Genomic DNA, 12,285 nt, shown 5'->3' on the forward strand with positions numbered 1-12,285 from the left:
GGATTCGAACCCAGGACCCATACATTAAAAGTGTATTGCTCTACCAGCTGAGCTACCGAGTCGGCCACTTACTTTTTCAAGTTAATCCCTTTGTTTAAGGGACTGCAAAGATAGAAAAACAGCCTTAAATTCCAAACTTTTCCAAGCCTTTTTACAATAAAATTCACAACCGAAAAGTCAAACACCTGTTTATAAATTAATTACGTTAATTATTTTTTTTCAATAAAATCTTAGGAATAATGGGAATTCCGGATAAACCAATTTTTTGGACATAAAAAATAAATATAACTTAGTTGCTAAGACAGTTAATAAATAAGTCAATTAATGACTAAGATACTACCTATCATTTTCGGTAGGGAGGCAGAGCGTATTCTGGTATTCAAAAAGCGTAACGATAGTATCAACGGTTTCCTGCCCCAGGCGCTTTCCAATAAGGTAGAGGGCAGCATCAATTCCGGCTGTAATTCCTGCAGTGGTTATCAGCTGTCCCTGATCCAAATAACGTACATTCCGGATTACATTGGCTTCAGGATTGCGCTGTTCTAAAACATCCAGCAGCATACTATGAGTTGTGATATCGTGACCATCAAGGATACCAGTTCCGGATAACAGCATACTTCCCGTACATACCGTAAATACAACAGTACCCCTATCATAATGATTTTTAATCCATTTCAGAACGGTTTCCCGGAAATCCTCATCCTGAATATATTTCATAATCTGTTCAGGGTTTGCACCGGGAATGACAATCATATCCGGCTTTGGACAGGTCTGTAAGTCATAAGTAGGAATAACAGTCATTGTATTTGCTTCTGTATATACGGCCTCTTTTGTTTTTCCGACTGTAAAGCAATAATAACTGTCAGGCTGTATGACATTTGCTTTAACAAAAACATCTAAAGGACCGTTTAAATCAAGTACTTCCACCTGATCATAGACTAAAAATGCTACATTCATTGTTTCACTGTTTTGTATGTGTTTCATAATTCTGTTATTTTTAAGATAATTATTTGGGGATAAAGGCATGACTATTCTTTACTGACAATTGATGATCATCAGTTTTATAGTAAACAAGCAAGGGAAAAACGACTATTCTGTGCGCTTGAATGTTTTCCGGTATTGCGCCGGGGTAAGAGAAATATTTTTAAGGAATAAACGACGCAGCGAAACACCACTGTTAAAACCGCATTTATCAGCAATGATCTCTATACTCATATCGGTATACTCAAGCATATTCCTGGCCTGATCCAGCCTCATTTTTTCCAGAAACCGACCAGGAGTTAATCCTGATTCTTTTACAAACACTCTGGAAAAATTGCGGGCGCTCATATTCAGAGATTCAGCAATGTATTCTACCGTTATCGTTTTCCCAAGTTTGTCTTTCAACAGATCGCGGACCTGTTTTGTAAAGGGAGACATTGTTTCATATTCCGGCAATGCATTTCCAAACTGAGACTGCATCCCGGGTCTTTTTAAATGCAGAACAAGGTGGCAGGCTACTTCTGCTGCTAAAGCTTTACCAAAATCCTCTTCCAGGAGTGCCAATGCCAGATCCATTCCTGAAGAAACACCTCCTGAAGTATAAATGGGTTTGTCACAAATAAAAAATGGATTAACATTAACCTCCAATTTGGGGTAAGATTTCCGCAGTACATCTGCAAATTTCCAATGGGTAGTCACTTGTCGCCCATCCAGCAGACCTGCTTTGGCAAGTACAAATGCTCCCACGCATACTGATCCCAACCGCCTTATTTGTGATGTTATATTTTGAAGATAATAATAAACATCGGGACTGATCTCATCCAATACGCTTAAGGCCGTACCAGCAACGAGTAAAGTATCTACAGGAAAGTCAATATCATAAATGGTATAACTGCATGACAACGGCATTCCGGAACCGGAACAGATTATCTTTTCTGATGTACCGGATACCAAATGAACATGATAGCCGGATTCTTCCCTTCCGCTGTTCAAAAAACGGTTTGCTGATGTAAAAACATCCCACGGGCCGGCAATATCAAGCAGCTGCACCTGTGGCAATGCCAAAAGCACTATGTTTTTCTTCCCGGCATGTTCTGCTTCTTTCTTCATATCTCGTTCTGTATAAGTACAAATGTAGAGAGAAAGCTCTTTGTCTGCAATGACAAAAAACATACAGTTCCTGCCAAAATATTTTCATTTTTCTGCCATAACAAAAGAGACTGCCTTATCAGGCAGTCTCAGCACTCTACTATAAAATCAGCTTAACAATCTATACTTTCAAAATATTAAAAATTTCCCTTAAGCTGGCGACAGTCTCCTGGACTTCAAATAAAGAGCCGTACGGTTCAGATAGGGGAAAAGAAAAATCAGTAACAGTGAAGCCGCAAGCAGCCACACCATCATTTCATAATAATCCATAGCAAAACGGACATGATCCTGAACATTCATTCTTCCTACCAGCAGCTTATTGGCCGCTTTTACTGCCTTGTCTTCAGGAATTCCTCTGGAAATAAGTTTAGCGGTCTGCAGATGAAGAAAATTTTTGACCTCAGGATCCACAGCAGTTAAATGATCCTGAAAAGCATTATAATGGCGGCTTTTTTCAAACAATTCAAAAAAATTGATCAGCGCTATGCTGATGCAAAATCCCAGATACCGCACTGCCAAAGCCGTTGCTGCAGCTGAAGGGCCAATAACGGCAGGAACTGATGAAATAATAAAAATAATCGTCGGAACCATAATCAATCCTACTCCCAGTCCCTGAAGAAATAACGGAGCATAATAATTAAACTCATCAGCCTGAACATCAAAAGAGTGATACATTAATCCATGAAAAATCAACAGCATTAAAAATCCGGAGCCCCAGATATACCGTATATTTTTCTTTTGCAACACCATACAGCAGGCAATTATCACTCCCGCAACCAACCCTGCAAGGTTAAAAATATTTATATAGGAAATATGAAACGGGTCCAAATGCAGTTCCGATGCAAAATAACTGTTGACAATTCCAGATGCAAACCGGCAGATATACATCACAAAAAGGATCAGCAATCCTACTTTGAAATTTCTGTATTTAAAAATCCTCAGATCAATATAGGGTCTTTTAATGGCCAGCTGACGGAAAACGGATATTCCTCCCAAAACAACAATTCCTACAACACTTCCCAGAATCCGGTTATCTTCCAGCCAGTAATATTCCTGTCCAAAAATGGCAATATATCCTATCAGCACCAATAGGGTACTGAAAAGCCCAAAGCTCTGCCAATCGAGCTTATACAGATGAAATCTCGCATGAGTTCTGTAATTGCTCATAGCAAGGGTGAGAAAAATAAGTCCTGGCAGATAAGAGAATATGGCCGTTTTATAGACAATATTAAAATTATAGGAATCAATAAGATCCGCAGTGATCAGGTTATTAAATGGCAGTGCACAGATCAGGATTCCGAAGAATACTGAAAAGCTGATCTCCCTTCCTCTTTCACTGCTCAGTCTCGTAAAAATCAGAGTCAGTGAAAGATTCACGTTTCCTGCAAATAACATCCCCTGTATGAAACGCACCGGAAACAGGATATGAATTTCACGGGTAAAATAGCATATCAGACAGGCCAGAATCTGCAGTGTGGTAAACAGGAGAAAATATTCCTTGGCAGCCAGAAAGCTGAAAAACCGTCTTTCCAGACTGTAAAATCCCACATACCCTGCATAAAACAGTGCTACAGAAAACTGAATATCCGCTGGTTCGCTCCCATAATATCCCGCTGCGGCATTCACATTAGCCAAAGGAAGAAAAAATATAATGATTCCCGGAAGAGTCATCGAAAAGAGAATGATCTTAATCAGCCATTCCGGTGCCCATCTTTTGAAAAACGGCATTTGTCTTTTAGCCATTAGAATGTTTTTTGTCGGCATATACATTCACATTCATTCCCACTTTCAGCACATCAATATCTTTTCTTGTACCGTCTACTTTTATTCTCACAGGAATACGCTGTACAATCTTCACATAGTTCCCGGTAGAATTATCCGGTGGCAGCAGTGAAAAACTCGATCCGGTAGCCGGGGAAAGCGAGATAATAGTTCCTTTAAATTCTCTGTCAGGATAAGAATCTGCAACAATTTTCACATGATCCCCGATATGCATATCCTTGATCTGTGTTTCCTTATAATTCGCAACCACCCATTTATCTGTTTCATTGTTGACGATAAATGCCAACGTTTCTCCGGCATCAATCATCTGCCCTGCTTCAACGGTTCTTCTCCCCATCCTTCCGTCATAGGCAGCGGTAACTGCGGTATAGCTTACATCCAGTTTGTGACGGTCTAATAGTGCTTCCAGTCTTGCGATTTCTGCCAGAACAACTGTTTTTTCTGCCTGAATATCATTTATTTTTGATCTCGAAGCAGCATAATTATCCTGGGAAGATTTGTAATCACTTTCATTGACATCCAAAGCTGCTTTTACATCTTCAAGCCGCTGTTTTGTGGCAGATTCTTCATCATAGAGTTTTTTATACCTGTTATAGTCAAGCTTCTGCTTCCATACTTTTGCTTTATTGGCATCTACCTGAGCCATTGCTGCTGCAGCTTCCTTTTCTGTGGTTCCTGTATTGCTTTCCAGTACTTTCAGCTGGGCGCGGGCTTTCTGAAGAGCTGCCTGAGTCTGTTTTTGCTGAAGGATATATTCACGGTTATCTATAATCAGCAGTGTATCACCTTTTTTAACCTCCTGGTTTTCTTCAAATTTCACAGCTACGATGAACCCTCCGGCTCTTGAAATAATAGGATTTACATATTCCTGAACCTGCGCATCATTGGTCTGTTCATAAGCATAGTAATTTTTTAGAGTAAAGCCGCCCCATACAGCAAGTGCAGCAACAATTAAGACAGAAATCCATCCTGTGATCTTTGTGATCAGTCTGTCCGTTGGAGTATATTTTTTTTTCATTGTATTATAAAACGCCTGTAATATTTTGTAGTAAATAATAATTGTTCTGTGCCATAATTTTTGCTGCTTCCAGTTCAAATTTTGTCTGAAGAAGCTGTATATCTGCATCCAGCAGCTCTGTAATAAGAGAAGTCTGGCTGAAATAAGTATTCTTAATAATGCGTGCATTCTCTTTGGCCTGAGTGACATTGGCTTCTGCCACCTTTATCTGCTCAAGAGCTTCCTGATACCTCAGATAGGCTTCTTTCACCTGTTGCCTTACTTTATCTTCCGTATCCTTGTGTACCTCCTCTTCTTTTTCAAATTCCAGCTGTGCAGCTTTTACTTTATAGGTATTATGGTAAAGAGAAGAGATGGAAAAAGAGGCCTTGATTCCTACTATTCCCAAGGAATACCAATAGGGATTGTAGGGATAAAGAAAAATCTGCGGATTGGCATAGTAAAATTCACCGTACATCCCGATTTTAGGTCTTACATTGGCTTTTACCTGCTTCAGTTTGATCTTACTCAGTTCCGTCTGCTGTTCAGAGACATGATAATTGAAAGAGTGATCCAGTGCCAGTTTCAAATAGCCGCTGTAAGGAGTGTTTTCATCCCATTGATTCAATGGTGCTTCAGGAATGACAATCTGTTCATCAGGAATACCGAGGATAATATTCAGTTTTTGTGTAGCAATAAGAATATCATTTTCAATGGTTACCAAAGCCATCTTCCGCTTTGAAAGTTCAAGTTCAATCCTTAAAACATCACTTTTTAAAACGACCCCGTTTTTATAAAGGGACTGAATTTCTTTAAGCTGTGTTTTCTGATCGGCAATATCCTGTTGTATAAGGTTCCTGAAAATTAAAGTTTTCTGAAGTTCAAGATAAAGAGCGGCTGTTTTGTAATGAATATCAGAAACCGACTGCTCTTTCTGGATGTCTTTAATTTTTTGAAGCGTCTGGTTTTCCTTAATTTTAAGATTTAGTTTGTTTCCGTTATAAATATTCAGATAAAAATCTGCTCCGGCACGATATAGCGTGTGAATGACTTCATGCTGGGTGGGTTTGGAAAAGATTCCGTTTTCATAGATAGGAATGTTGGAGGCTTTTTCGGCAGAACCTTTAACTTCTATTTCCGGAAGCCGCTCTCTTTTCGCATCTTTTACTTCAGCTTCCGCAATGTCAAGATTGATGGTATTGATTCTGATGTGGCGGCTGTTTTCTTCAGCTTTCTGCCATGCATCTTTTAAGGAGAGTCGTAGGGTATCCTTTGTTGGACTGCCTGTCTGAGCTGATATTGTGTAGGAAACTCCCAGCATCAGCAATCCGGCGACATAAATTTTCATTTGAATTTTTGAATTATTGCACTGCAAATTTATCCTCAATCTGGAAATTATATTTATCTAAAATAGTCAACTTTTACATGATTCCGGCCAAATGATTATATTTGCATTCTCCTTGGTATTTTATATTTTTTTATGGGATTAATTGCTGCACTACCTGATATTGATAAAGATGACAAAAGTGTATTTGTTATGCACGAAAAGTCAGAAAAACTGATTCCTTTCCACAAGCATACAAAAGGACAGCTAAGCTATGTAGAAGGTGGTATTGCCTATATTACGATCAACAACAGAACGTATGTGGTTCCGGCCCGGCACTTCTTCTGGATTCCGCAGGGATTGGAACATATTTTAGAAATCGGGCACTCCGCCACTGTTCTGCGCTCTCTTTATTTTTATGCTCATGATGACCTCTCAGATCCTTTCTACAGCAGACTGGGAATATATCCGGCATCAGAACTGTTGATTCAGATGATCAAGTATACGGAAGTATGGGATGAAAAACATGTGACCGCAAAAGACGAAAACTTTGAATTTCTGGTGGCTTTAAAAAAAATCCTTCCAAAAACACATCAACAGCCTCTCCCCATCATTCTTCCAGCCACCCACAACAAACAGATGATGAAAATTGTATCTTATCTGGAATGGAATATCGGGGAAAAACTTACTTTGGCCAATGTAAGCAACAGATTCGGACTGAGTGAACGCTCTATGTCACGGCTGTTCAAAGCAGATATGGATATTTCTTTTCTTCAATACCTGAAAACATTAAGAATCATCAAAGCTATTGAATTACTTTTAAATACAGACAAACCCATCAATGAAATTGCCGATGATGTAGGCTACAGCTCAATCAGTGCCTTTAGTGACACTTTTCGCGAATTTACACAATCCAGACCTTCAGACCTTAGGAAGAGTAATAAACCTGTCCAAAACACACCAGGATAAAACAGCGTTCACCGGAAAAGATGATGCAGATAAAATATCAGTGAACATAGAGTGGAAAATAGCTGTGTTTGCTATGCCTCCGAATTTTGAAAATGATCTGCACCAACATATTTATTCTGACAATAACATCCTTTTCCCAAAAGCAAAAGCCCTTAAATACAATATTTAAAGGCTTTCTTACTTATAATTTACTGTGTTGCTTTCATGAGGGCATCAGTAATTTCAATTTCCTTTTTTCTGGAATAAGCAGAATCAAAAGGTTCCATGACATTGAATAGATATTGATAAAAAGGGGCGATCTGCCGTACATTTTCCGATTCTTTTATCGCTTTCTCTTTCCCCATTTGCTGCAGCCCTTTTATAAAAACACTGAATTTTTTATCAATCGGCTCCATTGACTTTAGCAAATAGGCATATGCTTTTTCATTCCGTCCTAATGTTTTGTAGGCCTCTGTAACTGCTGAAACGACTAATGCATATTCCATTGGTTTTGCCCTCATCTGTTTTCTGGCCGCTGCTTTAAATGCCGGAGAAAGATTTTGATAGTAGTCATATTCTTCAAATATTCCTTTCTTAAGGGTTTCTGCCAGCTGAAGGCCTTTCTGTTCCTGCCCCGCAACAATATATCCGGTTACCATTGAGCTTAATGACCGTGGATCGTTGTACTTCTCCACCGGGATTTCTTTTGCTGCAAGATCCAGCAGTTCTAATGCCTTAGCTTTCTGGCCGCTTGTCACAAGTGCCGATACAGCTCTGCTTACCGACATTCTGTAGCTTAAAATATTAGAAGTAGCCGTTTCATTATAATAAATGCTGAGGTCTTTAAAATTCCCCCACCTGAAGTTTTTCACCACCTGATAAAGAGAATTGGCATCTACCCTTCCTTTATCTCCATCCGGACTCTGAGGCGTACGAATAGGAACCAGTCTGTAGCTGAAACCATCAAACTGCAGATATTCATCAAGATAAAAAATATTTTCACTGTCATACATTCCGCCAGATGAGAAATTAATGGGACGTTTCCAGTCGAAATTGGCCAGCATATCCAGCATCATCAGATTGCTTTTGTAAAGGGTATTGGCTTCATAACTGATCATAATCTGATCTACCGCCTTAGAAAGATCAGCGTGATTGATGATCCCTGATTTTACAGCATTTTCCTTATTTACCGGAAGTATAAATTTACTTACCGGAAGAATATTATATTTTTCATACTGCTTTTCCCCGAAATACATCTTCAGCAATTCATCTTTTTCGGATGATTTAAGTTTAAGGAACTTCATAGCATCTTTCACCGTCAGCGAATCCTGGGTAAGATATTTTCTGAACTCCTGGAAAGCCGTGTCTGGTGCCCCCTGTTCTTTCAACATCTGGAAAAAGCCTTCCCAATCTTCTTTCTTCATCATATAAACCTGATCGTTGACACCATCTCTGTACTCTTCGTGAGTGAGCTCTCCCGGAATTCCTTTGGCATTGTATGTTCTTCTTTTGACCTGATCTATATTCCATGGAGTGGCTAAAAGCGTAAAATTAACCGTTTTCACATCATCCCTGAATCTTTCTGTCTCCTGAATTGCCCATACGGGAAAAGTATCATTATCACCATAAATGAAAAGAATATCATCTTTGGGCAGCGAACGTAAGAATGAATAGGCATAATCACGGGCTGCTGTCTTTTTACTCCGGTCGTGCGAGGTATAATTCTGGAATCCCATCATAAAAGGAATTCCCAACAACACGACTCCCAAGATAATGTTGACTGCATTAGATTTAAGTTTAGACTGAATCAGCCAAAGTACAGCTCCTGCTCCCAGGCCAATCCAGATGGCAAAGGCATAGAATGAACCTACCATTGCATAGTCTCTTTCTCTTACTTCAAATGGCTTTACCCCGGTATAGAAGACAATTCCCATACTTGTAAGAACAAACAGCGACAGGATAGCATAAAATCGCCCGAAATCCCTGTTCAGCTGAAAAAAGAAACCGATAAGTCCTAAAATCAATGGCAGAAAGAAAAATTTGACGGTACTTTCATTTTTAAATTTAGCAGGCATATGATCCTGATCACCTAGCAAAGCATTATCAATAAAGGAAAATCCTGAGATCCAGTTGCCATTGGTATTTTCCATATGTCCCTCAAGATCGTTCTGTCTTCCTACGAAATTCCACATCAGGTACCGGACAAAGTAGTATCCGTTCTGGAAAGAGATGAAATACTCCATATTCTGAGCAAAGGAAGGCCGTTGTACCTTAATAAGATCATAGGGTTTTACTTTCAGGTAATCTTCTGCGGTAATGGAATCTCCTTCATATTTCGCTCTCAGTTCATCAAAAATCCTTTTGGCTTCCGGATTATCTGCTACCTCTTCATTATCATAATTGAAGGTGAAATCAGGAGCGCCATATAAGGCAATATAATTGGCAGTAACCTCTTTATCCTCATTGAACATTCTCGGCATGAAACTGATATGTGATTTATTAAATACATAATTAAATCGTTCCCCGGTTTTTCTATAGGTTCCTGTTTTTTCATCTTTTTCGTAAATTTCTCCTGTCACATCTCTTTTGTAACTCCCGTCTTCATCTTTTTCCAAACCGTTTCTGTCGAGAAATGCAGTGTAGTTCTGTCCATAAATGGTTGGCCAGTCACCATATTGTACCCTGTTATAATAATCTCTCATACCTATTGCGGTATCCGGATCATTAAGGTTCATCGGCGGATTGGCATTTGCCCTGATGGGAATCACCAGCCAGCAGGAGAAACCGATCATCATATACACCAAAGATAAAACGATGGTCTGATAAACTTTTCTTTTTGTTTTCCTCGCATATTTAATCAGGAAATAACTGATTGCTGTCATAAGAACAAACGCCACAATTGTCCCTGAATGGAAAGGAAGTCCCAGCCCGTTCACAAAGAAAATCTCAAGTTTTCCAAACATTGTCATCACTAAAGGGAAGATAATCTTGAATACAAAAGCAAGAATCCCTAATGTAATCAGATTGGCAGTCATGAAACTCTTCCATGAAAAAGTATAGTTACGGGCATAATATACCAGACATATGGCAGGAATAGCCAGCATACACATCATATGCACGCCTACAGAAAGTCCTATAGTAAAGAAAATAAGAATAATCCATCTTTCGTTGTCAGCCTCTTTAGATTCATTCTCCCATTTGGTGATCAGCCACACCAGCAACGCGATAAACAGAGATGCCATTGCATAGACCTCTCCTTCTACCGCTGAAAACCAGAATGTATCTGAAAAAGTAAAACATAAAGCCCCGATAACACCGGCAAACAGGATTGAAATTTCCTGAGATCGGGTAATATCGTCAAAATTTTTATTGAAAAGCCGTCTTAAAAAATGGGTAATCGTCCAGAACAGAAATAAAATGGTAAATGCACTGAATAGTGCTGACATCGCATTGATCACAATAGAATAATTTTCAGCATTTCCCAGCGCAAAAATACTCGCCACCGCTCCCATAATCTGGAATAAGGCAGCTCCCGGAGCATGGGTCACCTCAAGTTTTACTGCAGAAGAAATATATTCCCCACAGTCCCAAAAGCTCAGGGAATGCTCCATTGTTGAAAGATAAGTGACAAGTGCAACAGCGAAAAGGAACCATCCCAGTACGGTGTTCCATTTTTTAAAAGACCAGTTTTTCATATACTATTTTTCAATATGTATATGACAACCGGAGGAAAGGGTTTATTACATGAAAGAAAATTTATTTAATTATTTTATGTCTAACCACAAAGTCACAAAAGCTTTATTCCAATTCAATTGGTTAAATCTTTAATATGTATTATTCAGTCCTCCGTCCAAAGGAATACTTGTTCCGGTAAGATAATTTGAATATTCTGAAGCCAGAAAAGCTACCAGATGACCATATTCTTCCGGCTGCCCGAATCTTTTCATGGGAATCTTATTTTCTCTTGCTCTTTTTATTTCGTCCGCCGGAGCGCCACTTTGCTGAGATTCATGGGCAACCAGTTTTTGAATTCGTTCGGTATCAAAATATCCTGTAAGAACATTATTTACGGTGATATTATGTTGTGCAATCTCATTGGAAAGAGTTTTTGCCCACGCAATGACAGCAGAACGGATAGAATTTGACAACGCCAGATTTCCAATCGGCTCTTTAACGGACAAAGAAGAAACATTGATAATACGGCCGCTTTTCTGTTGGATCATATGAGGCAGAGCCAATACCGTTGTTTCACAAACCGTTTTGAAAAGAAGATCAAACGCTTTCTGATAATCATCCGGAGTTTTATCAAGTGCTAAACCCGGTTCCGGACCGTTTGTATTATTAACCAGAATATCAACAGAATGGTCATTAAAATATCCTGTTATAATCTTTTTATAATTTTCAAAGTCCGAAAAGTCTGCCACCAGATATTCATGTTTCTGTTCCGGATGGAGTACCGGCAGAGAAGAAACGAAATCTTTAAGTTTTGTTTCATTGCGGGCCATAACGGTAACATTAGCACCGCATTTTGCAAGTTCCAGAGCAATTCCTGCTCCTATTCCCTGAGTTGCCCCTCCCACCAAAGCGTTTTTAGAAAAAAGTTGAATATTCATAAAATTTTGATCAATATTAATTGGTACAAATAAATGTAAGAAAAAACCTCCAAATTATATTTTGAAGGTCTGTCTTTTAACTCAAATTTATCACTTATTTCACCACTGTGGCTTCAAGTTCCACCTTTAATGTTTCGAATAACCCATTTACTTCAAGCATCGTTACTGCCTGCTGTATTTTATGTTGGGCAATCCACTCCTGAAGAATGGGAAAATAAGGCCAGAGTTCTTCAGTAGAAGTTGTATAGATATTTAATCTTACTATACCACTGCATTCATATCCCGCCGTGCTTATCACCTGTTCCAGATTGGCAATAGCTTGTTCCAGCTGGGATTTCATATCCATATCGCTGGATGTTCCATCGGGATCAATAGCTGCCTGCCCTGAGCAGTATAAAGTGCTTTCCACATTTTTCACCTCCACTGCCTGAGAATAGCTTCTTTCATCCTGCCATTTCCATGGGTTAACCGTTCTTTTTTCCATTGTATTG

General features: G+C 39.1%; 9 protein-coding genes. 1 reads left to right on the forward strand and 8 read right to left on the reverse strand.

Features of this window, described 5'->3' with window-relative positions; genetic code table 11:
• Nucleotides 1-336: 336 nt before the first annotated feature.
• The 5 genes from FW781_RS13130 to FW781_RS13150 form a co-directional block, all read right to left on the reverse strand.
• Complete coding sequence (locus tag FW781_RS13130; RefSeq protein WP_149387832.1) at nt 337-984, reverse strand: DJ-1/PfpI family protein; 648 nt, start codon at nt 982-984, stop codon at nt 337-339.
• A gap of 105 nt (nt 985-1,089) precedes the next feature.
• The gene (locus tag FW781_RS13135) at nt 1,090-2,091 is read right to left on the reverse strand and encodes a GlxA family transcriptional regulator (RefSeq protein WP_172625722.1); all 1,002 of its coding nucleotides are present in this window, start codon (nt 2,089-2,091) and stop codon (nt 1,090-1,092) included.
• Nucleotides 2,092-2,280: 189 nt separating this feature from the next.
• Nucleotides 2,281-3,873, reverse strand: a complete 1,593-nt coding sequence (locus FW781_RS13140; protein WP_149387834.1) for an efflux MFS transporter permease — start codon at nt 3,871-3,873, stop codon at nt 2,281-2,283.
• Nucleotides 3,866-4,930, reverse strand: a complete 1,065-nt coding sequence (locus FW781_RS13145) for an HlyD family secretion protein (RefSeq protein WP_149387835.1) — start codon at nt 4,928-4,930, stop codon at nt 3,866-3,868. Before FW781_RS13145 ends, FW781_RS13140 begins: the two co-directional genes overlap by 8 nt.
• A gap of 4 nt (nt 4,931-4,934) precedes the next feature.
• A complete protein-coding gene (locus tag FW781_RS13150; protein ID WP_149387836.1) occupies nt 4,935-6,257 on the reverse strand; it encodes a TolC family protein in 1,323 nt (440 codons plus the stop codon).
• Between the two features lie 132 nt (nt 6,258-6,389).
• Here FW781_RS13150 and FW781_RS13155 point away from each other — a divergent pair, with 132 nt between their 5' ends.
• Nucleotides 6,390-7,202, forward strand: coding sequence for a helix-turn-helix domain-containing protein (locus tag FW781_RS13155; protein WP_149387837.1), 813 nt, complete (start codon nt 6,390-6,392; stop codon nt 7,200-7,202).
• 188 nt (nt 7,203-7,390) lie between these two features.
• Here the strand turns inward: FW781_RS13155 and FW781_RS13160 are convergent, their stop codons facing one another.
• From FW781_RS13160 to FW781_RS13170, 3 genes are all read right to left on the reverse strand, one after another.
• Nucleotides 7,391-10,876, reverse strand: coding sequence for a glycosyltransferase family 117 protein (locus FW781_RS13160; RefSeq protein WP_149387838.1), 3,486 nt, complete (start codon nt 10,874-10,876; stop codon nt 7,391-7,393).
• A 129-nt stretch (nt 10,877-11,005) separates the two neighbouring features.
• Nucleotides 11,006-11,794 carry an SDR family oxidoreductase gene (locus FW781_RS13165; RefSeq protein WP_149387839.1) on the reverse strand — a complete coding sequence of 263 codons (789 nt, stop codon included), beginning with the start codon at nt 11,792-11,794 and terminating at the stop codon, nt 11,006-11,008.
• Between the two features lie 94 nt (nt 11,795-11,888).
• On the reverse strand, nt 11,889-12,278 hold the full coding sequence (locus tag FW781_RS13170; RefSeq protein ID WP_149387840.1) for a RidA family protein: 390 nt from the start codon (nt 12,276-12,278) through the stop codon (nt 11,889-11,891).
• Nucleotides 12,279-12,285 lie beyond the last annotated feature (7 nt).

Source organism: Chryseobacterium panacisoli, from assembly GCF_008274625.1.
Classification (GTDB): Bacteria; Bacteroidota; Bacteroidia; order Flavobacteriales; family Weeksellaceae; genus Chryseobacterium; species Chryseobacterium panacisoli.

Coding starts and splice junctions, on each gene's coding strand:
- FW781_RS13130 (WP_149387832.1), bottom strand. CDS start 984: ATGAAACACATACAAAACAGTGAAACAATGAATGTAGCATTTTTAGTC.
- FW781_RS13135 (WP_172625722.1), bottom strand. CDS start 2,091: ATGAAGAAAGAAGCAGAACATGCCGGGAAGAAAAACATAGTGCTTTTG.
- FW781_RS13140 (WP_149387834.1), bottom strand. CDS start 3,873: ATGGCTAAAAGACAAATGCCGTTTTTCAAAAGATGGGCACCGGAATGG.
- FW781_RS13145 (WP_149387835.1), bottom strand. CDS start 4,930: ATGAAAAAAAAATATACTCCAACGGACAGACTGATCACAAAGATCACA.
- FW781_RS13150 (WP_149387836.1), bottom strand. CDS start 6,257: ATGAAAATTTATGTCGCCGGATTGCTGATGCTGGGAGTTTCCTACACA.
- FW781_RS13155 (WP_149387837.1), top strand. CDS start 6,390: ATGGGATTAATTGCTGCACTACCTGATATTGATAAAGATGACAAAAGT.
- FW781_RS13160 (WP_149387838.1), bottom strand. CDS start 10,876: ATGAAAAACTGGTCTTTTAAAAAATGGAACACCGTACTGGGATGGTTC.
- FW781_RS13165 (WP_149387839.1), bottom strand. CDS start 11,794: ATGAATATTCAACTTTTTTCTAAAAACGCTTTGGTGGGAGGGGCAACT.
- FW781_RS13170 (WP_149387840.1), bottom strand. CDS start 12,278: ATGGAAAAAAGAACGGTTAACCCATGGAAATGGCAGGATGAAAGAAGC.